Raw genomic sequence first — 24,265 nt, forward strand, 5'->3', positions numbered from 1 at the left:
GGTACATCCTTTTATGAATGAAATTTCCTCCTATATAGATCACACCTTACTCAGCCCTACCGCCCGGGAAACAGATATCCGGAAAGTGTGTGAGGAAGCCTGGATACATCAGTTCAAGGCAATATGTATAGCTCCCGCTTATGTAGCCTACACCAGAGAGATGATGGAGTTTTGCCCGGTTAAAATTGAGATTGCCACGGTTATCGGATTTCCATTGGGTTACTCTACAACTAAGGTAAAGCTAACGGAAGCGGAAGAAGCATTGGAAAATGGTGCTACGGAGCTGGATGTGGTGATGAATATGGCTCATTTCAAATCCATGGCATACCTGAGTATCAGAGATGAAATCACACAGCTTGTTCAACTATCTCATCATCGCGGAGCAGGTCTCAAAATGATCATTGAAACAGCTTATCTGGATTCTTTCGATTTGTATACAGCCTGTGAAATATGTGCAGAGTCGGGTGTTGATTTTATAAAGACTTCCACCGGATTTGCGCCTGCAGGGGCGGATTTGGAAACAGTTCGTCGCATGAGATCCATTCTTCCCGCGGAAGTAAAAATAAAGGCGTCAGGAGGAATTAATACTTACGAACAAGCTGTGGCTTTTTTAGAAGCCGGAGCCGACCGTATCGGAACATCATCAGGTGTATCGATTGTAACCCAGGCCTGATGAAACGCGCCTTACTTCTCAGCAGTATACATCCGGCAACTGACCCGAGGATTGTGTATAAAACAGCGCCTGCCCTGGCTAGCTGCTTTGAAGTAATTTGTGCACTACCGGAAGATAGCCATACTGTTAAGAACACTTCTTCCGATATAAAAATGATCTGGCTGCCACGGTACGAGGGCTTGTTACAAAGAATTCTTTTCTGCCATCCGGTAATACTGTGGAAATGTCTGAGGTTTCGTCCCGAATATGTACACATTTTTGTGCCTGAACTTATTCCTGTGGCTATTTTATTTAAATGGCTGGGAGCAAAGATTATTTATGAAGTACAGGAAAACCTGTATAAGAAATTTGAGATTAAGACATACAACAATCATCCTGTTTTCAGACTCTTTTTCAAGCGACTGGATGGTTATGCTCGGAAACAGTTTCATTGCATTTTCACTGACGATTCTTACCTCAGCGAATATCAAAATTTGAAACATCCATCTGTCGTTATCAGAAACTTTGTGTCTCTTACGTTTGTTGACCAATACGTTGCCCAAAATATAAAATGGCAGATAAATCGACGTTCATTCTTTTATTGTGGGGTAATTTCTATGGAAAGATGCTTTGATACGCTTGTTGCTGCAATAGCTTCTATGACTCATCAGTATCCCGATCTGACGGTCCATCTGTTTGGTCCGGTTCGTTTTCAGGAAAAGGATGCAGAGCAACTGCCGGATTACCACAGAGTAAAAAAGCATTTGATCTTTTACGGATATACTGATTTGAAAAAAGCATTGCCTTACGCAAAGCATTGTATCGCAGGCATTGCACTTTTAAAACCGGTAGCTGATTACCCGGATTCTTATACAACCAAAATATTTGAATATATGGCATTAAATTTGCCAGTAATTACATCAGATTTCCCGTTATATAAAGATGTTGTTCAAAAGTCAGACTGCGGGTTTTGCATACCGCCTGACAACGCATCTTTACTTTCCAAAGCTATGGAATGGATTATCTCTACTCCTGACAAGGCAAGAATCATGGGAAACAATGGCAGATTAGCTGCCGAAAAACATTATAACTGGGAAAAGGAGCAACATTACTTATTGAAATTTTACAGTCAGATTAGTAAGTAACCCAGTTTGAAAGCTTCCGTAGTATTATAATTTTATAAATTTATTGTTGAATTGTTCAAATATCAAATACTACGTTTTCTATGAAATATTTAACTTTCGGAATTAAAGCAGAATTTTAGCTTGCGAAGTCAACTTCACAACCATGTATATTAATACAGTAAGTCATTATTTACCAAGCCAAGTTATTGGCAATGAATATTTTACAAAACTCAACAATCTTTCTGATGAGTGGATTGTATCTCGCACCGGCATTTCTGAAAGAAGGAGAGCTGCGCCTGATGAAAATACTGCCACAATGGGTATCAAGGCAGTTGAAGCCTTATTAGAAAATATTCCTTACAGCAAAAATGAAATTGATCTGATCGTTGGTGCAACCTACACGCCATACGACACCATTGTTACGCTTGGTCATGCAATTCAGCATCAGTTACAAATTCCGGATATTCCTGTTGTAACCATTTCATCCGCCTGCTCTTCTTTGCTCAATGCTGTCGAAATTGTGGAGGGCTATTTCGCAATGGGAAAAGCATCAAAGGCATTGGTCATCGTTTCTGACCATAACACGGCCTATAACAATGAGCAGGATACAGTATCCGGGCATTTGTGGGGTGATGGAGCATCTGCTTTGCTTATTTCAAAAGAGAGGCAGACAGAAAAAGACATGCACATCAGAAAGCTGATCACAGGTGGCGCCGCTACAAGTGGCAAAGCCATTGAAGCGGTTGTGTTGCGTCCTAATGACCGGGGTGTAATCATGCCTTTCGGAAGGGATGTATTTCAGAATGCATGTATTTACATGCCCAAAGTAAGTCAGCAGGTAATTCAGGCTTGTGGCCTTACCATCGACGATCTGGATTATCTCATCCCCCATCAGGCAAATCACCGTATCAGTCTTAATGTAATCAATACGCTTGGTATCCCAGCGGAGAAATTACTTTCCAATATTCAGTACCTGGGTAATACCGGTTGTGCAGGCTGTGCTATAGCATTATCCGAAAATCAGGAGAAATTTGTAAAAGGAGATAATATTGTAGTTACCGTTTTCGGAGGGGGCTATTCTTACGGAGCTATGCTGTTGACAGTATAAACTCCGCCTTAATATCAGCATTAAAAAGCCTTTCCGTTTACGCAACAGAAAGGCTTTTTTAATTTTATAGCGATATCTATTCTAATTCTGACTCTGCTTCTGCATACTTGGCAGGCTTCCAGACGTTATTCTCAGGCTGAATATCCGGTAGATTATGATCCGGATCAATCGTCACCGAACGAATAGGTTGTGTAGTTGCAGCACGGAAGGTCCAGGTGCCACCTCTTTGCCAAATCTCCACAGGGAATTCAACACGTGTTTTTTTGCCACTTACCTCCTCTATATCAACCTTAGCTGGCATCGCCCACTGGTTCAGGTTTTCAATGGTAATCAGGGAGCCTTTTTCAGGACTTTGACCAACATAAGCTACATCCTTCACGCTCTGATCCAGCTTGTAGTTTTCGAAAAACCATCCTTTCCAGAACCATCCAAGATCTTCCCCTGCTGCATCTTCCATCGTCCTGAAAAAGTCGTAAGGCGTAGGATGTTTAAATGCCCATCTTTTCACATAGGTTTTGAACGCATAGTCAAACCGGTCTTTACCAAGAACCTGCTCTCTCAGCATTTTCAATCCTAATGCAGGTTTGTAATATGCTTCCCAACCCAGGTTATTAGGCTGAATCACATCAGGTACAGTCATGATCGGGTCTGCTTTCGGTCTGAAGATAATCGGAGCCAAACGATGCAAATTGTTCATTTGTGTGTCCTTATACTCTCCGTTATTAAAATGATCACCAGACAAGAAGTTGATGAATGTATTAAAGCCTTCATCCATCCACGCATATTTGCGCTCGTTATTACCCACAATCATTGGGAACCAGTTATGGCCAAATTCGTGGTCTGTAACGCCCCAAAGATCATCCTTTCTGCTTTTGCTACTGCAAAATACAATTCCCGGATACTCCATTCCTCCTACGATTCCGGCTACGTTTGTAGCTACAGGATAGGTGTACTCATGAACATAGGACGAATAGAACTCAATACAGCCTTTCACATATTCTGTCGAGCGACCCCAGCCATCAGCTCCACCATCTTCAGCAGGATATGCAGATTGTGCCAATGCCGTTTTTCCGTTAGGAAGATTCATTTTCGCAGCATCCCATACAAATGCCTTCGAAGTTGCCCAGGCGATATCACGTGCCTGCAGACATTTGAATTTCCATGTAAGCGTACCTGATTGCTTAGGACGCGTAGAAGGATTAGTCACTTCTTCTGCACTGCGAATCATCACAGTTTCGTCGCTTTTCGCAGCAGCTGCCAATCTCTTACGCTGCTCTGCAGTAAGTACATCATTAGGGTTCAGCAACTCTCCTGATCCCACTACGATATGATCCCAGGGCACAGTTACATTGTATTCGAAATCACCGTATTCAAGGTAAAACTCACCCGCTCCCAGATAGGGCAACAGGTTCCATCCTTCAATATCGTCAAATACAGCTACCCGAGGATACCATTGCGCCATTTCGTACACAATTCCGTTTTTGGTTTCCAATGTACCCATGCGGTCAGAACCATACTGAGGTATTTTAAAAGAATAGCCTATTTTGATACGAATGACATCTCCATTCGCTTTCACAGGAGTGCTCAAACGGATCTGTAAACGGGTATCATCAACAATGTAGTTAGCTGCAACAAACTTATCTTTTCCTTGCTGTATCTGAACCGAATGCAGAGAATCACCTCCGTTGAATCCTGTATTTCCAAAACGACCACCGGTTACGGCAGTTGTCTTTGCTCCTCTTGAATGGCTTCCAAATGCATTCTGATCCAATTGAAGCCAGATAAACTCCTGGTTTTCGGGGCTGTTATTTTTGTAAATGATCTCAACATCTCCGCTTACCGTGCCTTTCTGCTCATCCAGCGCAACATTGATTTTGTAATCAGCCTTATTCTGCCAGTATTTAGGCCCTGGCGCTCCACTTCCTGTGCGATATTCACTTCCAGGCTGGAAATTAAAAAGAGGGTGGAACAGAACATGGGCATCGTACTTTGTTTTCTCGGTTTCCTGAGCAAAAACACCCGAAACTCCGAGTAAACACAAAGCCGCTATCCCATAACAGATTTTTGAAATTTTCATTATGATGATGACTTATTAAAAGATGTTGTTGAAAACGAGCAATATACAGGTTTTCGCGTTTTTTTAACTTAAAAAGTTTCATTTTTACCCATCCCTGCCGACTTTTACCGGTATTCCAATAAACCTCAACCATGAGACAGCGGCTTTCTGCAGATACTTACAGCGCAGGTATTCTTTCGGGTGACCGTGTGATGCTGAGCCGCGCTATAACAGTCATAGAAAGCCATTTACCTGAGGACCGTATCCTGGCAGGCAATATTCTGAAAGCTATTCTTCCGCATACCGGCCAATCATTTCGTATCGGAATTACAGGAGTTCCGGGTGTAGGGAAAAGCACTTTCATTGAAACGCTGGGGAACTATGTGATAGATCGGAATAAAAAGGTAGCCGTTCTCACAATTGACCCTTCCAGCAAGAAGTCGGGCGGGAGCATTCTGGCAGACAAAACACGAATGGAAAAATTGTCGCGCAGCCCTGGTGCTTTCATACGTCCATCCGCATCCAATTCATTTACAGGAGGCGTCGCACGCAATACCCGCGAAAGCATTCTTTTGTGTGAAGCAGCGGCATATGACATTATTATTGTAGAAACCGTAGGTGTGGGGCAATCAGAAACGATGGTAAAGGGGATGACAGATTTTTTCCTGCTCTTGATGCTGTCCGGTGCAGGAGACGAACTACAGGGTATCAAAAGAGGTATTATGGAAATGGCCGATGCCATAGCCATCAATAAAGCAGATGGTGATAATATGCTACATGCTGAAAACGCAGCTCAGGAATACAGGAATGCGCTTCATCTTTTTCCTGCATCAGCATCTGGTTTTCAGCAAAAAGTAGTCACCTGTTCAGCAAAACATCAAACCGGAATTGATACCATCTGGGAAGTTCTGGCGGATTACCAGCAATGCATACGAGGTAATGGATTTTTTGAGAGAAATCGCAAAAGTCAGAATAAGGATTGGATGCATGATTCGATCAGATATGCCCTCGAAAGCGAGTTTTACAAGTCGCAGCTCATTCGCAGGAAGATCAAAACTCTTGAAAAAGCGGTAGAAGCTGGTACAGAGTTACCGTTAGATGCAGCCGAGGAACTGTTGCGTCTGTTTTTTAGCAAAATCAATACAACTGAAAATCAGAGTGGACAATAGAAATTTGACTTTTGAAACAATATTTTAGACTACTTTTACTTTCTGAATAACGTAATGATTAACACCAACTTTTTTATTCCCTACTTATGAAACCGAACAGACTATTCACAAAAACACTTTTCCTGTCACTGCTTGCTATGGCGACACTTTTTGTTGCTTGTAAGGATGACGATAAAGAACCTGAAAATGTTGATACAAATCCGATCGTCGGAACCTGGCAATTGAATGGTGTCAAAACGACCGCAGGAGCTGACCTTCCTCAATTGCCTGTTGTACTAGCGGGAGCACCTTGCCTTTTTAGTTTGAAATTTGAGTTTATGTCGAATAACAAGGTTACTGCAAAGGATTGCCCTAATGCAACTGCGCTCATGACATCCTTCTTACCTATCAATGCTGAAACAACCTGGAAAGTTGATGGAAGTACATTGACACTAACTAACGGTACTAATATTAAAACTTTTCCTCTATCTCAAACAGAAAAGGAAATGAAAATTACGGTCTCAATCGATCTGACAGGGACCGGTACACCAACAACAGGTGTGATGGTCTTTAACAAATTGTAATCTTTCCAATATCGAAAGGTGCTGAATGCCTGCCTGACCAGTTCGGGCAGGCATTTGTTTTTTATATTTGCTTCTAATGAGCTGTCGGATATCCGTACAGCTTGTTTCTCATATTTTTTATGGACTTTTGCACAATTGATTTCGTAACAGTTAAAAGCTACCATGAGTAAGTTTGATAATTTGTTCAAGAAACTGGATCGGCAGAAATATCCGTTTATTGATGGACTCTACTATCTGTTCATTATTGTATTCCTGTTTATTCTGTTTCTCTTTTTTGCTTGATCTGTGGCTGACTATCTTTTTATCCTGAACCCTAATTCAGGTACATCCATCGGAAAGAATATTGATTCCGTCGCCCGTGCGATTGAAGCTTTTGCAAAAAAAACCGATAATACCAGCCATATTCTCTTTACAGAATCACCTGGCCACGCAAGCGAACTGGTTCGGCAAAACAAAGAATCATCTCCGTGGAAGGCCATTGTAGCTGTGGGTGGTGACGGTACCGTCAATGAGATAGCACAACCATTGCTGGGCACAGCCATACCAGTTGGAATCATCCCTGTTGGCTCCGGAAACGGACTCGCCAGACATTTGAAACTTCCGTTGCGTTTCGATCAGGCACTAAACAGACTATTTACAGGGCAAGCTATTACTATTGACAGCGGACTGATTGACGATATACCTTTTTTCTGTACCGCTGGGATGGGATTTGATGCCTATGTAGGGCAATTATTCAGTAAGCAGGCTACAAGAGGATTGGCTACGTACGTGAATGTTTCCTTTAATGCTTACTGGACCTACAAACCGCAGCAATTTACTGTTGACGGGAAAAAATTAGATGCATTTTCTCTATCCTTCGCGAATGCCGGGCAATTTGGAAACAATGCCTGGATAGCACCTCATGCCGATTTGCAGGATGGCATTTTAGATCAATGCACGATCAGCCCGTTTCCGAAATGGTTTGGAACATCGTTGGCTTATCAACTGTTTACCAGACAAATGAAGCCATCGGAGTATATTTCTTACCAAGCCATAACCGAAACAATTATACAGACAGAGCGACCGCCGGTTATTCATTACGACGGAGAACCGCTGCAATTAGAAACTACCCGGATTAAGGTATCTGTTCGTCCCAAAAGTTTAAATATTATTGTCTGAACAGACATCAGATTAAAGTCAGAATAGTATGTCAAAGAAAAATCGCTCGGGAGTGATCTACTCCACGAACCCTGATTTTGAATATCAGGATGACGCAGAACAAGAACCGGATACTCTCGCACCTCAACAACAGGATTTAAGAATTTGGCTAGATCGCAAAGGTGGCGGTAAAGTGATTACCGTTGTAAAAGGTTTTATTGGAAAAACTGAAGATCTGGAAACGCTGGGAAAACAACTGAAGGGTCTTTGTGGCAGTGGCGGCACTGTTAAAGATGAAGAAGTACAGTTACAGGGAGACCACAGAGAGAAAGTAATTGCATGGCTTGTATCTAAAAACTACAAGGCAAAAAAAGCAGGAGGATAATGAAAAAGAGCGAAGGAATTCGTTTCCCTCGCTCTTCAATATGGTTTCTGATACTATAAAACTGCTGAAGTATCGATCTCGGTTGGAGCCGGCAAAGGTTCAGCTTGTGGTTGAGTCTGCGGGAAATTGGTTCTTCCACCGCCCAAAACCTCAACATTCGTCACAAAATATTTGGTATCTCCATTCCAGGGAAGCGTAAAGAACTTTTGTTCGTAAGTCAGAGATACGCGGTGCCCATTCTGAATTGCCTCTTCGATTTTCTCAATCGCAGCTTTATTGCTTCCACTCACTGAAAAAACCCATTGAGATGAGTTCATTGTACCATCTCCTTCACTAAGCCCACCCATTCTAAGCTCGCCTTCGTAAGTTTTGAATAAATACCCTTTCTTGCTCAATTGAGTAACGAAACCTCCGCGTTTCCCCTCACTATAATAACCAAATGTAAGGTAGTAAATAACCCCGAACACGATCGCCAGGAAAACAATAAAAATGACCCACTTTCGCATGATAATAAGTTTTCTAAGTATGTGATATAAGACGAACTTCGGAAAATGGTTTCATTTTTCCTAGTTATTATTTCGCACGTATGGCTATCACAGGGTCCATTCTGGCGGCAAGCATCGCCGGAATAATACCCGACAAAACACCGATTACGCTGGATACGCCCAATCCCAGCATCACATTCTTGAACGAAAGGATAATCTGTAATGAGCCCATTGGAATGAACGAAAGCAAATACACCAGGAATATCCCTACCAGCCCTCCTACGAGGCTTAGCATCACCGCTTCAAACAGAAACTGGAATAGAATTGAATAATTCTTTGCGCCAAGCGATTTTTGTATACCGATCAGGTTGGTTCTTTCTTTTACAGATACAAACATAATGTTGGCAATACCAAAGCCTCCCACCAATATCGAAAAACTACCTATCACCCAGCCTGCCAAAGTCAGCACACTAAATAAACCTTCCAATGCCTGTGCCGCTGCTTCCGGCCGATTTAAAGAGAAATTATTCCCGTCCCGCGGTTTAATTCCCCGCTTGGTCCGCATCAGTCCGGTTATCTCAGCCTCCACTTGTTGCATTCCTTCATCTTCCGGAAAACCTTTAACAACGGTAGTGGCCCGGCGTCTCCCCGATTGAAAAAGTTTGGAAAATGACGAAAATGGGATGTAACAATTCTTATCAGGATTGCCGCCAAAATCTACAAGACTCTCCCCTTTTTTTTCCTGCACACCTATCACAACAAATTTATTACCTGCAAGCTTAAACTCCTTCCCAACAGGGTCTTGTCCCGGAAAAAGAGCCGCCGCCAGATCAGCCCCTACCACTGCCACATTTCTCGCATTGGAGCTTTCCAGGGGCATAAAATAACGTCCACTGCCAATGGGGATATCGGAGATCATATTGTATTCATAAGAAACTCCCTGAACCGAGCCCAGAATACTGTTGGATCCGTTTTTTAACGTCATCGAACCACGGGAATCAAAAACTGCCACAGCACTTGCCGATTCCATATTGTCGTACAAATATTTATATTCAGCATACGTAGGTTCCGGCCACTGGAAATACTTCCACCATTGGTATTCTCCACCAAATCCCCATGGCCATTTCTGGACATAAATGACCTTGTCGCCAATGAAACTCATACTGTCTTTAATCCCCTTTTCCAGTGAATCAACAATAGTAAAAACTGCAACGATAGCGAAGATACCTACAGTTACACCTAGCAAAGACAGTGTGGTACGGGTAAGATTAGACCTGAGCGCTTGCCAGGCAAACCTAAAGCTTTCCCATAACTGACGTAGTGATTTCATAGTTGGATGCCCCGGATATAGATATGCAAATAAAGAATTATTCTGAAAAGTACTATGATCGTCCTTTACCGCAAGATAAATTAGGACAAAAGGCAGGAAAACCATGTGAACAGCAAGGGATTATTACCACCAACGGCATTCCCAGCGCAATTTTTGAGAAACGTTTAGTACATTGCTTTTATATATTTTCCGAATTTTCAGACAGAGCTTTTATGAAAAAATGCTTTACACTTATTCTGCTTCTACTTTCATTCTCTGAATTTTCCACTGCGCAAAAACCTGTTCAGGAATCATCAGGCTTTTACCAGTTCCTCTCTGATGACCCGAACCAGAAATCATTTTTTAGTGACAGAAAAGGTGTTTTAGCAAAAAACGGAATGGTCGCTTCTGCCCACCCCGAAGCATCCAGAGTTGGCGTTGAAATATTACAAGCCGGCGGTAATGCTATTGATGCAGCCATTGCCGTGCAATTTGCGCTGGCAGTTGTTCATCCCTCAGCCGGTAATATTGCAGGAGGTGGATTTCTGGTGTATCGGGATCAATCCGGAAAAACAAGCAGTATTGATTTCAGAGAAAAAGCACCGGAAAAAGGACATGCAGATATGTACCTCGACAAGGATGGCAATATTATTAAAAATGCCAGCACGCTGGGAAGATTGGCATCCGGCATACCAGGCTCCGTAGACGGGATGGCTGAAGCGCATCAGAAATTCGGAAAACTTCCATGGAAAACATTGCTGCAACCCGCTATTGACCTTGCAGAAAAAGGGGTAATTCAAACAGAAAGAGAAGCCAGGGGTTTGAATGCAATTAAAAAAGATCTGTTGCAATTAAATCCAGATACCAGATATTTTCAAAAAGAAGACGGTAGCGAATGGATTACAGGTGACAGACTGGTGCAGAATGACCTGGCAAAAGTCCTTAAAAGTATACAAAAGAAAGGACGGGAGGGGTTTTACAGCGGAAAAGTAGCCAAACAACTTGTAAAGGATATCAATCGTAATCAGGAAGGTATTATTACCAGGAATGACTTGAAGTCCTATCATTCGAAATCGCGGGAAACAATTTCTGAAACGTATAAAAATTATAACGTGATTACGATGGCACCTCCTTCCAGTGGAGGAATAGCCCTGGTGCAACTATTGAGATTAACAGAGCCATTTCCTCTGAAAAAATGGGGTTGGCACAGTGATTCTGCTACGCAAGTTATGATTGAAGCCGAACGGAGGGTTTATGCCGACAGAGCGAAATTCCTCGGAGATCCTGATTTCATTAAGATTCCAGCTAAAAATTTAATGGATAACAGTTATCTCGAAAGCCGTTGGCAAACTTTCTCATGGGATCGGGCGAGTGATAGCAAGTTGATCAGCTCAGGCGAAATTACCGGATACGAAAGTATGGAAACCACACATTTTTCCGTGGTAGACAAAGACGGAAATGCAGTATCGGTTACTACAACACTGAATGGAAGTTACGGCAGCAGAGTGGTTGTCAAAGGTGGAGGCTATCTGATGAATAATGAAATGGATGATTTCAGCATCAAACCTGGTACACCCAATATGTATGGGCTTATCGGGAACAAAGCCAATGCCATTGCACCCGGCAAAAGAATGCTTTCCTCCATGACCCCAACCATTATTGAAAAGGATGGAAAGTTACTGATGGTAGTAGGGACACCTGGCGGGTCTACGATTATCACCTCTGTATATCAAACCATTGTCAATGTTATTGAACACGGCATGACCATGCAGCAAGCCGTGAATGCGCTGAAATTTCACCATCAATGGCTTCCGGACAAAACCACTTTTGAAGCCAACGCATTCTCTGAAAATACCATCAGGAGATTACAAGACAAAGGCTTCATTCTGGAGCAACAAAGAAATACAATTGGCAGAATGGACTGTATCCTCGTAACGCCGGACGGCTGGCTGGAAGGCGGCTCCGATCCTCGTGGTGATGATACCAGTGTAGGTTATTGATTTCAGTAGGTCAATTCGTTGATCAGATTTGTGTATTTGGGAAATTCCTTCACTAGTGAATACCGGTCTGCCATTTCGAAATCTCTGAAATCAAAACCGGGAGAAACGGTACATCCTACAAGTGCATAGCTACTTTGAGCTGCAGGGCGGGAAGCAAACCAGTTTCCCGCAGGCACAACTGCCTGAAAAGTTTCTCCTTTCTCCGGATCATTCCCTAGTCGGATTACTTTTAGTTCTTCTGTATTTTGATCTAGAACAAAGATATCCAGCGCTTCACCAGCATAAAAATGCCACATTTCATCTGATTTGATCCGGTGAAATGCCGAGAAGTGCCCTTGTTCTAACAAAAAATAAATTCCGGTAGAAAAAGACCTCACTCCCGACCTGAAACGAACTGGTAAAGCTTCAGCCTGAATTTCTTCAGCAGCCCGATACGTTTCGGAGTAAAAGCCACCTTCCGGATGTGGTTGTAAATTATATTTTTCAACCCAATACGCAGCTGTTTTCATATTAATCTGTAATTACTGTTAATCCTGCCTTTGCAAGGTCCAGAACGGCTTCTGTTTTCTTATTGCTAATAATAACATTAGCAAGGGTTGCCGGAGCAAATTGTAAATACTTATCCTTCCCGATTTTGGAAGCATCACAAAGTAAATAAGTTTCTTCTGCGTGTGCTGCCGCAGTCAGTGTAATGCCAGCTTCAAGCTCACTGTGAGCACTTAATCCTTTGGCCGCCGAAATACCGTCCACCCCCAGAAAAGCTTTATCAAAATGGTATCTGGCGATATGCTCTTCAGCTATTTTTCCATGAACAGCCTGTCGCTCCTTATCTACTTCACCCCCTACGAGATTAATTTTTACAGATGAATCCATCAATTCCTGCAACACGGGAAGCGAATTCGTAACCACATGTATCTCTTTATTTTTTATAAACTGGCACAACCGGAAAACCGTACTACCACAGTCCATAAATATGGTATCTCCTTCCTGAATATGCCGGGCAGCCAATCTGCAAATATGATCCTTCGCCTCAGCGTTACTTGCAATTTTGTTGGTGAAGTTAGTCGGTGTTTTTACCAGATCAAGCCGCATTGCACCGCCATGCGTACGATAAAGTAAGCCTTCCCCTGCCAGAATGAGCAGATCTCTTCGAATTGTGATCTCCGAAATCCCAATTTCATCAGCCAGCTCCTTCACAGATGCTTCCCCCATATCTGTGAGTTTGTCTAAAATTATTCTCTTCCTTTTTTGAAAATTCATTTCAATCTGTACATTTGTTCAAAAATAATCAATTTCGATCAAAATAAATCAAAAATGAACGATAAGATTAAAGTAATATCAGAAGAGATTTTATCCAACAACTGGTACACGCTCAAAAAGTTTACATTCGATTATCTCAAACCAGATGGTAGTAGGGAGCGGCAGTCGCGCGAGGCATATGACCGCGGCAATGGTGCTGTTATTCTCCTATACAATCCTGAAAAACAAACGATCATACTCACGCGGCAATTCCGGCTTCCTACGTATATCAACGGAAATGAAACCGGCATGATGATCGAAGCTTGTGCTGGTCTGTTAGATAAAGACAATCCTGAAGATTGCATTCGCAGAGAAACGGAAGAAGAAACGGGTTACAGAATTGGCGAGATTACTAAAGTTTTTGAGGCATACATGTCACCTGGCTCAGTGACAGAAATTCTTTACTTCTTTGTTGCACCCTACACCGATGCTATGCGAATAGGAACGGGTGGCGGATGCGCTGATGAGCACGAAAATATAGAAGTCATGGAAATGCCATTCAGCGATGCAGTCGCCATGATCGCTTCAGGAGAAATAAAAGATGCCAAAACGATCATGCTCGTTCAATATTTAGCGCTGAAAGGACTGTTAAAACAATAAAAAACCCGGGTTGACCGGGTTTAAAATTTTTGATTATCAAGATATCGGATCGGGAATAGGATCTGTTGTTCCTGTTCCCTCAGTACCCGGCTTATTCGTGAATTTGGCGTACAAATCTTTGAGGAAAGACTCGGCATCCGGGAAATTCGTTTTCAGCGCTTCCGAACCTTTCGTTTTAAGTTCATCGAAATATTCCGGCGCTTTATCTATAGCCCCCTCAGCTTCTGCTTTAAGATCGTTTGCTTTATTTTTCAGATCTTCCAAAAGTTTCTCTCCTTCTTCAGTCTGCAGATATTTGTGGGCGGCTACACCGGCAGCTGCGCCAAGGATAAATGTGGCAAGGTGTTTTGCGTTAATGCTCATAGTTTCTGGTGTTTTAGTTGATTACGTATTTAAAGTTAACGATGATACTCTTCAAAAGAAACAGAATCAGCAAGTTATACATCAACGGTCAAAAAATGATGCCAAATATAAGCTTGGAAGGATCGGCCATCAGAATAAAAGAAAACTGACAGCCGATCGTGAAATTTATTTAATCTCAAAAGCCGCCTGCATGCGGTAGCTTACCTTGATTTTCTGATAAGATAAATCACTATCCTGAACTGCATCTGCAGATTCTGCCATGGCACGCATATTGGTTTTCATGAACATAGGCTGAGGATACTGAATATTTTCATCCAACTCACGGATTTCTAAAACCTGACCCAGTTTTTGATCAACAGCAGCCACAAGGTAGGTAGCTTTTTCTTTGGCAGCTTTCAATGCGTCAATTTTCACCTGCTTTTTGAATTCCTCTCTTTTAGAATGATCCACACGGCCTACATTAGCATACTGAACTCCACGGCTTTCAACCTTTGACAAAATCCCATCCAGCTTTTCAGCACTGTTTACTTTCAGCTCATATTGTTTTGCTTCCAGAAACGTAGCCGGCTTTTTCTTTTTATCAACATAATTCTGATAGCCTCCTACTCCACTGATTGACAGCGCTTCTTTAGGTAATCCCGCATCTGCAACTGCTTTAATCAGTTGTTTTTCCAAAGTGCTGATAATCACTTTGTCTTTTTGATTTTTCTCATCATTGAAATATTCCTTCAGTGATATATTGAAATAAATTTCGTCCGGTACAACCTCAATTTCAGCAAAACCGGCTACTTCAATTTTACGTGTTGGTGCCAGCTGTTGTACTGTGGCAGTTTGAGCAAATGATGATTCTAAAGCTGCTCCGAATAATAATGCGCCTAACAAAACTACTTTTTTCATGGCTTGATTAAATAAATGATATTGATAACTAAACTGTGTACTTACAGCATTTACGTGCCAAAACGACACAAGTAACGACTTATTGCAAACACAACAGTTTGATATCTTATTGCAGGGGAAGTTTAAAAGGCAGATTGTGAATAATTGTTAAATGGTGCTTCAACCCCTGTTTTGTAATGTATCATGTTCACTTTGCACACATAACGCTTCAATTTTATTAAAAAAAAGACGCCCAGGTCAAACCAGGGCGTCCAAAAATACATTTATAAGATTCTGTTTTAACTGAAATTATTATAGATCGAATCCATAATACGGACAAAATGCTGGTAATCCGTTTCTTCCAGGTCTCCCCATCCCTTTCTTCTGATTTCAGCCACAACAGGAAATGCTTTGTCATAAAGCTCGTTTCCTTTATTTGTCAAAAATAAGTTAAACTTTCTCCTGTCGCCGGCCGCCGCAGTCCTCTCCACAAAGCCTTTCTTTTCAAGCAAATCAACAATACGCGTTACAGTAGGAGGATCTTTGAAGGTAAGTTCTGCCAGCTCATTCTGGCTTACACCCGGTTGCCTGCGTATATGATCTGTAAGTACCCACTGATCCACAGTTAGATCAAACCCAGCCTCATTCAACTGTTTTTGGAGGGCATTACGTATTTTCTTAATAGTCGTATCGATCTTAAAAAAATAAGCCCGGTGATCCGATTGATGTGTCATATTCTATATGTGTGTTGTGTCTTCTGAACGTACATATGACCTCATAATTATTGGTCTACTAACAATTGACGTACAAAAGTTCTCTGATTTTTCCTTTTATGATTACATAGCACAGCGGGACGCCTGTTATAAGACATCCCGCTGAATTATGTTTGAACGTGATTCTCTACGCAGAATTCCGGGCAGCATTAATGATTCCAAACATGGCACGCATAATCAGTTGGTTATACGTTTCGACGTCAACCGGCAGATTCTTGGGATCCTCCGACAACATCTGTAGGGCATATTGTTGTATGGTGATCAGCGGAAGTACAATACGTTCTCTCACCTTAATCGATGCCTTCGTTACGTTATTGCTATCAAGCAATTCCTTCTGTTCCGAAACGTCGAGAAGTGTCTCCAGTGTGAGCCGGAATTCTTCATACATTTTATCCCAAAACGCGCGGTACTCTTCTTCGTCACGCAGATATTTTGTAGCAGGGAAGAAGGCTTTTGACAGAGACTGCATAGAGTTCTCAATCAATGTCCTGAAGAACAAAGACTTCTTATATAACTTTTTGATAGATTCCTTTTTGCCAGCTTCGTCCATGCGGGTAATCGCCGTTCCGAAACCGTAGAAACCCGGTACATTCTGTTTCATCTGTGCCCAGGATCCAACAAACGGAATAGCACGCAGATCTTCAAACTTCAATCCTTCGTCACCATTTCCACGTTTTGTGGGGCGACTTCCAATATTGGTTTGTCCATAGAAGCGCAGAGGCGTCTTTTTATCCAGATACCTCACAAACATCGGATGATTCTTCAGATCCAGATAGGACTCATAAGCCACTTCTGCCATCTCTTCTATCAGCGCTTTGTCTTCTTCATTCAGTTCTTCCTCTTTCCGGCTTCCTCTGAACAAGTGATTTTCCAAACCAGCTGTGAACAATCTTTCCAGATTATACATAGCGGTGGTAACTGTACCATAGTTGGAGCTGATCGTTTGCCCCTGAACTGTCAATTGAATCTCTTTGTCTTCAATATCCTTGCCCAGCGACGAATAAAAATTGTGGTTATTACCACCACCACGTGCAGGAGGTCCTCCACGTCCGTCGAAGAACGTCACCTTGATTCCAAATTCGCGGGAAACCTTAGTCAGTTCTTCCTTTGCTGTATATATCGACCAGTTAGCTCTCAGATATCCACCATCTTTGGTACCATCAGAGAAACCTACCATAATCGTCTGGTGATTTTCTCTACCTTTCAAATGAGCTCTGTAATAGTCATTTTCATACAGAACACGCATAATACCCGGCGCATTCGCAAGGTCATCTACCGTTTCAAACAACGGCACAATATCCAGATCCAGCTTTCCATCCTTATCTGCAATCAGGTTTTTACCCAATGCCACCACTTCCATTACATTAAGTGCCGACTGGTTATTACTGATCACATAACGGTGTGCTCCCTGCTCGCCATTCTTTTCCTGAATGGTTTTGATCGCAGAAATTGAGCCGAGAATATCCTTCGTAAGTTCATCCTCATAATCTTCAATACGCAACGGAATATTCAAAGACAACAGCAAGTCTATTTTCTTGGCCTCGTCCCAGCTTTCGTAGTCGCTGTATTTCAGCAAAGGTATTTTTGTTTCAAGTCGTTTCAATATATCCGCCCATGCCTTGGTATGCTTGCGGCTATCCTGACGAACATCCAGGCTCGCAAAGAAGAAACCGAAGATGTTAAGTTTCAAAATAAACTTATCAAGCAGCTCTACGAATAATCCCTGGTGTTTGGTAATCAGTACCTCTCTTGCTTTAAGCAACTCATCGATCAGTTCCTGCGCATCCGAATAACCTTCCTCGAATGGACCAAAGATTGTGCTGTTCATCTTGCGCTCAGCAATATTGATCGCATCATCCACGCCTTTGAATGTCAGCCTTCTTTTCAGCTGTCTGATATCTCTGTAATAACCTCTGAGCAATGTTTCGCGCAAACGTGCTGCCACCTGAAGCGTTGTTTCAGGATTCACAAATGGATTACCGTCGCGGTCACCTCCCGGCCAGAAACCAAGTCGGAAAAGATTCGGATAAGGCCAGTCGTGCGCACTCATTCCCAAACCATCTATCAGCTTCATCAGAATAGACGGGATAGCATCGTAGTACACATTCTCCAGAAACCAGCATAAGCTGACGGCCTCATCAAATGGAGTTGGTTTCTCGTGATTGATAAATGCTGTTTTACCCAATTGAAGCAGAAGCTGATTTACCTCAGTAAAATCATTCTCCTTGATCGCATCTTCCAGATCATTAATGATACCAAGTACCTTTCCTGAATAAAATTGGGTAGGGTGAGCTGTCAATACAATCCTTACACTGAAATCCTGCAACTTAGTCAGTAATTTCTTTTTAAGCACATCGCTGTCAACACGTTCCGTCAGATAACTTACAGATCCTTTTCCTGTAAGATCATGTGTCTGATCAAAAGCTGCGTCTTCCACAGAGTCAAAAAGTACGACCTGTCGTTCGATGTACTGGATAAACGCGAACAGAAGATCAGTGCGCTCTTTGGGTGTGGCAGTCTCCAGTAATTCTTCAAAAAAATTCTCAATAATCTGCCTTGGCGATTTTCCCTCCTGAAACCCTACTTCGCTTTGTTGCGTGAGCAATGGTAGCAGAGAACCTGTCTGAAAGATCCCTCTGTAAGGCAAACTAAGAAAAAGACTATTGAAAATATTGTACTTCGTTACTACGGAATCTTGAAAACTATTATTCATAGTGGAGTGACAAAATTTTATTTGGAGACTTCAAATTACGAGCAAAGATAACCCTAAAAAATCGGTTTTAAGCCTTGGGGTGAGCTTGCTGATGTGTTTTTTTGAGTTTTTCTATTGAATTATGCGTATAGATCTGAGTGGCAGCGAGGTTCGTATGTCCCAGTAATTCCTTTATCGCATTGAGATCCGCCCCGCGATTGAGCAGATGTGTGGCATAAGTATGACGCAGTACGTGCGGGCTTTTTTGCTGCAGGGTAGTAACAGCAGATAAGTATTTTTTAACAACCCTTTGGATAAATACAGGATAGGCTGCCTTGCCGCTGTCCGTAATAATGAGTGCGTTGGTATCCTCATCAGGCGCGCGTACAACCATGTACTTTGCCAACAGATCAATCACAGAAGCTGAAACCGGAATAAGCCGCTCTTTAGCTCTTTTCCCAAGCACCCTGATGGTTTTAGCTCGCAAATCGACATGAGAAGTTTCCAATCCCAGTATTTCCGACAGACGGATTCCTGAGCCATACAGTAACTCCATAATGAGTTTGTCGCGTAGTCCTGCATCATCTTCCGGGAAAACTGCTGCTTCGAAAAGTAGCTCCATCGCTTTCTCTTCCACATATACAGGCAGTTTCTTTCTTGTTTTAAGAACAGAAAGCATTTTGGAAGGATCTTGCTTCACCAATCCTTTTTTTCTCAAAAAACCGTATAAGGATCTCAGTGAAGCTATTTTTCGATTGACAGAAACCGGACTCAACCCATCTTCCATCAGCTTCACAACCCATGACCTGAGCATAGCAGGGCTCGCAGTATCAGGCTGTGCTATTTCATACTGATCAAGCAAAAACTTTGAAAACTGCTCCAGATCCGTTTTATAAGAGCTGATGGTATGTTCGCTGCTTCGCTTTTCAAACTCTAATGATTCCAGATAGGCATTTATCATAACCCGAACATACAAAAAAGAGCTGCCCTGTACAAGGCAGCTCTTTCGATTTATTATATATAACAGGATATAACAATCCCGTCAAATACCTTCAACAGAAAACAATTCCTGAGAACTAGTCTTCCAGATGACCGTATGTTTTTTCTTTGTATACTGCACGCAAAATTTCGAAACGACGCTTTACAGATGGTTTTTCGAAAGCAGTACGAGCACGAAGCTGGCGCATTGTACCAGTTCTTTCAAATTTCTTTTTGTAACGCTTAAGAGCGCGGTCAATCGATTCGTTGTCTTTAATGTTTATGATAAGCATGCTTACTAAATATAATGTTCTTTGAATAGTTTTCTGAAACGGACTGCAAAGGAAAGACATATCATTCAGAAAATCAAGAAAGCAAGCATTAAAATTAGGATATTTTTGCATATTGTCCCTTGTAAACAAAGGATTTAACGAATTTCAGCACGACAATGAGTTCCAGACTGGCCATTATTGATTTAGGAACCAATACATTTCATTTACTGATCGTTGAACAAAACGGTTCTTCGGTAACCACACTCTTTCGTGAAAGCAGACCTGCCCGTATAGGTTTGGGGGGAATTAATAAAAGGATTATTACTGAAGAAGCGATAGAACGGGCGCTGGAAGTACTGCAATTTTTTCGTGAACAACTGAATGCTTTTTCGGTTCCTCAGGATAAAGTTTTGGCTTTCGGAACCAGTGCCATCCGTAATGCGGATAATAAGGATCAGTTTTGCGAGACAATTTTCGAACAGACAGCAATTCCGGTTACAGTTATTGATGGTAATCAGGAGGCTGAATATATTTATAAAGGCGTTCGCTATGGCACCAAACTAGGATCCGCTCCCTCCCTGATCATGGATATCGGAGGTGGCAGCGTGGAATTTATTATCGGCAATGAAGACCAGATATTTTGGAAACAGAGTTTTGAAATTGGCGGTCAACGATTGATGGAAAAATACATGACCAGCGATCCCCTGCCGGAAGGGAACAAGAAAAAGCTATACAACTATCTGGACGATCAGCTTATTCCACTTGCCAATGCTATCCACCAATATGCGCCTCAGAAAATCGTGGGCTCTTCAGGCACTTTCGATACATTGGTTGACATCGACTTTCAGCATCGCACAGGTCAATGGCCTCCAAAAGCTCAAACTGATTTCAGCTTATCTCCGGAAGAATTTTACAGAGCTTATGAACTGATTTTAGCCGGAAACCATGATGAGAGGATGAACATTCCCGGTATGATCCCTCTGCGGGTAGACATGATTGTGGTTGCGATGTGTCTGGTAGATTTTGTTTTGAGGCGTCATCAAATCAGAGAGATTCAGGTTTCTTCATATGCCTTGAAGGAGGGGGTGTTGGCTTCTTTATTAGGAAATTAAATACAATTGACTCATCCTTTTCGGGTATATAAATTGTATCTTAGATTAATAAAAGCGAAGAAAAGTATGACAACCTTAACAATTAACACCGAAGATAAAGAAGTTCTGAAAGCTGTTAAGGCACTTCTGAAAGGATTCAAGGTATCTTATGAGGAAAAAACTGAGGATCCTTATAATTCGGAATTTATTGCCAAAATTGAAAAAAGCAGGCAAGATGTCAGAGATGGAAACACGGTTAAAGTGGACCTCGATGATATATGGAAGTAGAATACACGTCAGAAGCTGTAGAGGATCTTAAGTATTGGAAGAAGCATAATAACACTATCCTTCTACAGCGTATTCGCCAGCTTATTGAATCTATCAGTGAAACTCCTACCAGGGAATTGGCAAACCTGAACCCCTAAAACACAACCTTACTGGTTGCTGGTCAAGGAGAATCAATAAAGAACATCGAATTGTTTATGAAGTAGTCGACAGTAAAATTTATATCCTCTCCCTGAAAGGTCATTACAAATAATTGGAATAGTCGATCTTTATTTCTCTCCTACTCTTCCTGAACTGATTCTCTGCCTTTCATCCATTACTATAGTTGTCATACAAATCAATTACGTACTTTTGCGGATTATTTAACCACATATCTGCAAACCAAATATGAAATTAACCCGGTACCTTCTTCTGACGGTTCTGATGGTGCTATGTGTTTCGAACACATTTGCCCAAAAGAAAAAGGAAAAGAAAAAAGAAGACAAGAAAATTGAAAAAGCAGTTGATGCCGTAGCAACAGCTGTGAAAGACAAACTAAAGGACGACAAAAAGAAAGGTCCTAAAGCATTCAAAGAGGTGATCGATACCTCCGCAGTGAGCCAGAAAGGCATGATTTCTGTTCATAAAGTAGCGGAAAAGTGGTATTTCGAAATCCCCGACTCTATCCTTAACAGCGATATTATGGCTGTAACCCGTTACTCTAAAACTGCTGCAGGCGGAGGAATATTCGGAGGGGAGGAAGTGAACCGCCAGATGATTCGCTGGGAAAAAGGGATGGACAACAATATACTGCTCCGTTCGGTAACTGTCGTAGTGGCAAGTCCGGATAGCACCAAGCCTATTTTCCAAGCCGTAAAAAACTCCAATTCTGACCCTATTATCGGTGTATTTGACGTAAAGGCTGTTAAAAAAGAAGACAAAGGAAATTCTTCTGTTATCGACGTAACAGACTTTTTCAATGCTGATAATCAGGTTTTCTCATTAAGCAGTGTTTCCAAACAACTGCTTAAACTTGCTGCGTTTAAGAAAGAAGCTTCATTCATTGAGAAAATGAGCAGCTATCCTATCAATACAGAAATCAGGACGATCAAGACTTTTTCTGTAATTCCGCCTTCTATTTCACTTACTCCCGCTCCTCAAATTGGCCGTTACTTGCCGGCGGGACGTGATGCGGGTGTTGTGACTATGGAAATGAACACATCACTGATCCTTTTGCCAAAGGTTCCTATGAGAAAACGTTTCTTTGACAGCCGCGTCGGATATTTCGCCAATCAATACGCAGTATTCGGAGAAGAATCTCAGAAATCTGACGAAGAAGTATTTGCTGTACGCTGGCGCCTGGAACCAAAAAATGCGGAAGATGCCAAACGCCAGAAAAACGGTGAATTGATCGAACCTAAAAAACCAATCATTTATTACATCGATCCTGCTACGCCCGTTAAATGGAGAAAATACCTGAAAGCAGGCGTAGACGACTGGCAGGTTGCTTTTGAAAAAGCAGGATGGAAAAATGCGATCCGCGGAGAATACTGGCCTGAAAGTGATTCTACGATGAGTCTGGAAGATGCCCGCTATTCTGTAATTCGTTATTTTGCTGCGGATATTCAGAACGCTTACGGACCAAACGTACACGACCCAAGAAGCGGTGAGATTTTGGAAAGCCACGTAGGTTGGTACCACAATGTAATGCGCCTTTTGCGTAACTGGTACATCATTCAGGGAGCTGCAGTAGATCCAAACGCACGTACTAAAAAATTCAGTGACGAATTGATGGGTGAGCTGGTTCGTTTTGTTTCTTCACACGAAATCGGGCATACATTAGGTTTGAGACACAACATGGGAGCCAGCTCGGCCACACCGGTAGAAAAGCTACGCGACAAAGCATGGACTGATAAAAACGGACATACGTCATCTATTATGGATTATGCACGTTTCAACTACGTAGCACAGCCGGAAGATGGTATTACCAATCTTTTCCCAAGAATCGGAGACTATGACAAATGGGCAATCGAATGGGGTTACAGTAACATCCAGGATACACAGGACGCAGAAGCAGATAAGAAAATACTTAATGTAAAAACGAAGGAAGCTTACAAAAATCCAAGATTACGTTTTGGAACAGAAATGAGCCCTTACGATCCTCGTTATCAAACTGAAGATTTGAGCGACAACGCTATGAAGGCGTCTGAGTATGGTATTAAAAACCTGAAAAGAATTCTTCCAAAACTGAGCGAGTGGAGCAAGGAAGATGGCGAAAGCTACAAAGAACTGGAAGAGCTTTATGGTAATGTGGTGAGTCAGTACCGTCGTTACCTGGGGCATGTGATCAAAAATGTGGGTGGTATCTACGATACTCCGATCACCTACGATACGGAAGGCGAAACTTTCGTAACTGTACCAAAAACAACACAGAAAGAAGCCATCAGCTTCCTGAATACACAATTGTTCAAAACACCGGTATGGTTGCTTGACGCAAGTATCCTGAACAAGATCAAGCCGGAGTCTGGTGTAGAAGCCATCAAGAGTTTACAGGAATATGCGCTTACTTCTCTGTTCGCAGGTGATCGTGCAGTTCGTCTGATCGAAACCGGTACTTCTTCTAAGTATTATACATTGGATGATCTGTTTACCGAAGTTGAAAGTGGGATTTGGTCGGAAGTGAAAGCAGGTGCTCCGATTGATGTATATCGTCGTAATCTTCAGAAATTATACACTGAAAAGCTGATTTCATTGTTGAAACCAGGGAAAGCAAATGTTCAGTCTGTACCGGTTGGTATCACTTACGGTTTCTCTACACGTGTAGTGGAATTGGAAAAAACAGATTTGCCATCCATTACAAGAGCACATCTTGAAAGTCTGAGAAGCTCTATCCAGGCTGCGATTCCTAAGACAACTGATAAAATGAGCAAATACCATTTGCAGGATCTGTCGCAAAGAATTAAATCCGCTCTGGATCCTAAGTAGTGTCTGTCTTTTTAGTCGCAAGTCTGAGTCATAATGTTCTCCGACAAGGCTTGTAAAGATCCAAAAAGCGCAGTTGACCTTTGT

Annotated in this window: 24 protein-coding genes; 13 read left to right on the forward strand and 11 right to left on the reverse strand. The window is 42.1% G+C overall.

Translation table 11 applies throughout. The features are described from left to right. The first annotated feature begins 13 nt into the window (after positions 1-13). The 3 genes from deoC (at position 14) to DSL64_RS18380 (ending at position 2,884) form a co-directional block, all read left to right on the forward strand. Complete coding sequence (gene deoC / locus DSL64_RS18370) at positions 14-673, forward strand: deoxyribose-phosphate aldolase (RefSeq protein WP_115832444.1); 660 nt, start codon at positions 14-16, stop codon at positions 671-673. Further along, positions 673-1,797, forward strand: coding sequence for a glycosyltransferase (locus DSL64_RS18375; RefSeq protein ID WP_115832384.1), 1,125 nt, complete (start codon positions 673-675; stop codon positions 1,795-1,797). Before deoC ends, DSL64_RS18375 begins: the two co-directional genes overlap by 1 nt. Positions 1,798-1,939: 142 nt before the next feature. Continuing rightward, complete coding sequence (locus DSL64_RS18380) at positions 1,940-2,884, forward strand: 3-oxoacyl-ACP synthase III family protein (RefSeq protein ID WP_115832385.1); 945 nt, start codon at positions 1,940-1,942, stop codon at positions 2,882-2,884. A 76-nt stretch (positions 2,885-2,960) separates the two neighbouring features. On the opposite strand, the gene DSL64_RS18385 is transcribed toward DSL64_RS18380, so the two are convergent. After that, the gene (locus DSL64_RS18385) at positions 2,961-4,961 is read right to left on the reverse strand and encodes a M1 family metallopeptidase (RefSeq protein WP_115832386.1); all 2,001 of its coding nucleotides are present in this window, start codon (positions 4,959-4,961) and stop codon (positions 2,961-2,963) included. A gap of 131 nt (positions 4,962-5,092) precedes the next feature. Between DSL64_RS18385 and meaB the strand changes: the two genes are divergently transcribed. The 4 genes from meaB (at position 5,093) to DSL64_RS18405 (ending at position 8,194) form a co-directional block, all read left to right on the forward strand. Then, positions 5,093-6,109, forward strand: a complete 1,017-nt coding sequence (meaB, locus tag DSL64_RS18390; protein ID WP_115832387.1) for a methylmalonyl Co-A mutase-associated GTPase MeaB — start codon at positions 5,093-5,095, stop codon at positions 6,107-6,109. Positions 6,110-6,195: 86 nt separating this feature from the next. Next, entirely contained in the window at positions 6,196-6,672 is a 477-nt protein-coding gene (locus DSL64_RS18395) for a lipocalin family protein (RefSeq protein ID WP_115832388.1), read from the forward strand. A gap of 285 nt (positions 6,673-6,957) precedes the next feature. Continuing rightward, on the forward strand, positions 6,958-7,830 hold the full coding sequence (locus DSL64_RS18400) for a diacylglycerol/lipid kinase family protein (RefSeq protein WP_115832389.1): 873 nt from the start codon (positions 6,958-6,960) through the stop codon (positions 7,828-7,830). A 28-nt stretch (positions 7,831-7,858) separates the two neighbouring features. Next, positions 7,859-8,194, forward strand: coding sequence for a translation initiation factor (locus DSL64_RS18405; protein ID WP_115832390.1), 336 nt, complete (start codon positions 7,859-7,861; stop codon positions 8,192-8,194). Positions 8,195-8,247: 53 nt separating this feature from the next. Here the strand turns inward: DSL64_RS18405 and DSL64_RS18410 are convergent, their stop codons facing one another. After that, on the reverse strand, positions 8,248-8,700 hold the full coding sequence (locus tag DSL64_RS18410; protein WP_115832391.1) for a DUF8785 domain-containing protein: 453 nt from the start codon (positions 8,698-8,700) through the stop codon (positions 8,248-8,250). A gap of 67 nt (positions 8,701-8,767) precedes the next feature. Beyond that, the gene (locus tag DSL64_RS18415; protein ID WP_115832392.1) at positions 8,768-10,009 is read right to left on the reverse strand and encodes an ABC transporter permease; all 1,242 of its coding nucleotides are present in this window, start codon (positions 10,007-10,009) and stop codon (positions 8,768-8,770) included. Positions 10,010-10,221: 212 nt separating this feature from the next. On the opposite strand from DSL64_RS18415, the gene ggt reads away from it, so the two are divergent. Further along, positions 10,222-11,988, forward strand: coding sequence for a gamma-glutamyltransferase (gene ggt, locus DSL64_RS18420; protein ID WP_115832445.1), 1,767 nt, complete (start codon positions 10,222-10,224; stop codon positions 11,986-11,988). 2 nt (positions 11,989-11,990) lie between these two features. Here the strand turns inward: ggt and DSL64_RS18425 are convergent, their stop codons facing one another. Both DSL64_RS18425 and DSL64_RS18430 read right to left on the reverse strand, forming a co-directional pair. Continuing rightward, positions 11,991-12,497 (reverse strand): cupin domain-containing protein, encoded by a 507-nt coding sequence (locus tag DSL64_RS18425; RefSeq protein ID WP_115832393.1) that lies wholly within the window; start codon positions 12,495-12,497, stop codon positions 11,991-11,993. A 1-nt stretch (position 12,498) separates the two neighbouring features. Continuing rightward, on the reverse strand, positions 12,499-13,248 hold the full coding sequence (locus tag DSL64_RS18430) for a DeoR/GlpR family DNA-binding transcription regulator (protein WP_115832394.1): 750 nt from the start codon (positions 13,246-13,248) through the stop codon (positions 12,499-12,501). Between the two features lie 54 nt (positions 13,249-13,302). Here DSL64_RS18430 and nudK point away from each other — a divergent pair, with 54 nt between their 5' ends. Next, positions 13,303-13,887, forward strand: coding sequence for a GDP-mannose pyrophosphatase NudK (gene nudK, locus DSL64_RS18435; protein ID WP_115832446.1), 585 nt, complete (start codon positions 13,303-13,305; stop codon positions 13,885-13,887). Positions 13,888-13,923: 36 nt separating this feature from the next. On the opposite strand, the gene DSL64_RS18440 is transcribed toward nudK, so the two are convergent. From DSL64_RS18440 to rpsU, 6 genes are all read right to left on the reverse strand, one after another. After that, a complete protein-coding gene (locus DSL64_RS18440; protein WP_115832395.1) occupies positions 13,924-14,250 on the reverse strand; it encodes a YtxH domain-containing protein in 327 nt (108 codons plus the stop codon). Positions 14,251-14,415: 165 nt separating this feature from the next. Beyond that, positions 14,416-15,147, reverse strand: a complete 732-nt coding sequence (locus DSL64_RS18445) for an SIMPL domain-containing protein (protein WP_115832396.1) — start codon at positions 15,145-15,147, stop codon at positions 14,416-14,418. Positions 15,148-15,425: 278 nt separating this feature from the next. Beyond that, entirely contained in the window at positions 15,426-15,860 is a 435-nt protein-coding gene (locus tag DSL64_RS18450; protein ID WP_115832397.1) for a MarR family winged helix-turn-helix transcriptional regulator, read from the reverse strand. A gap of 166 nt (positions 15,861-16,026) precedes the next feature. Continuing rightward, positions 16,027-18,612, reverse strand: coding sequence for a phosphoenolpyruvate carboxylase (locus DSL64_RS18455; protein ID WP_115832398.1), 2,586 nt, complete (start codon positions 18,610-18,612; stop codon positions 16,027-16,029). Positions 18,613-18,679: 67 nt separating this feature from the next. After that, positions 18,680-19,552, reverse strand: coding sequence for a tyrosine-type recombinase/integrase (locus DSL64_RS18460; RefSeq protein ID WP_115832399.1), 873 nt, complete (start codon positions 19,550-19,552; stop codon positions 18,680-18,682). A 115-nt stretch (positions 19,553-19,667) separates the two neighbouring features. Next, positions 19,668-19,862 carry a 30S ribosomal protein S21 gene (gene rpsU / locus DSL64_RS18465; RefSeq protein WP_115832447.1) on the reverse strand — a complete coding sequence of 65 codons (195 nt, stop codon included), beginning with the start codon at positions 19,860-19,862 and terminating at the stop codon, positions 19,668-19,670. Between the two features lie 155 nt (positions 19,863-20,017). On the opposite strand from rpsU, the gene DSL64_RS18470 reads away from it, so the two are divergent. From DSL64_RS18470 to DSL64_RS18485, 4 genes are all read left to right on the forward strand, one after another. Beyond that, entirely contained in the window at positions 20,018-20,953 is a 936-nt protein-coding gene (locus tag DSL64_RS18470; RefSeq protein WP_115832400.1) for a Ppx/GppA phosphatase family protein, read from the forward strand. Between the two features lie 66 nt (positions 20,954-21,019). Then, positions 21,020-21,220, forward strand: a complete 201-nt coding sequence (locus DSL64_RS18475) for a DUF2683 family protein (protein ID WP_115832401.1) — start codon at positions 21,020-21,022, stop codon at positions 21,218-21,220. A 115-nt stretch (positions 21,221-21,335) separates the two neighbouring features. Then, complete coding sequence (locus DSL64_RS29455; protein WP_310587856.1) at positions 21,336-21,470, forward strand: Txe/YoeB family addiction module toxin; 135 nt, start codon at positions 21,336-21,338, stop codon at positions 21,468-21,470. 134 nt (positions 21,471-21,604) lie between these two features. Beyond that, positions 21,605-24,181 carry a zinc-dependent metalloprotease gene (locus DSL64_RS18485; protein WP_115832402.1) on the forward strand — a complete coding sequence of 859 codons (2,577 nt, stop codon included), beginning with the start codon at positions 21,605-21,607 and terminating at the stop codon, positions 24,179-24,181. Positions 24,182-24,265 lie beyond the last annotated feature (84 nt).

Origin of the sequence: Dyadobacter luteus, assembly GCF_003383615.1 — a bacterium.
GTDB lineage: Bacteria > Bacteroidota > Bacteroidia > Cytophagales > Spirosomataceae > Dyadobacter > Dyadobacter luteus.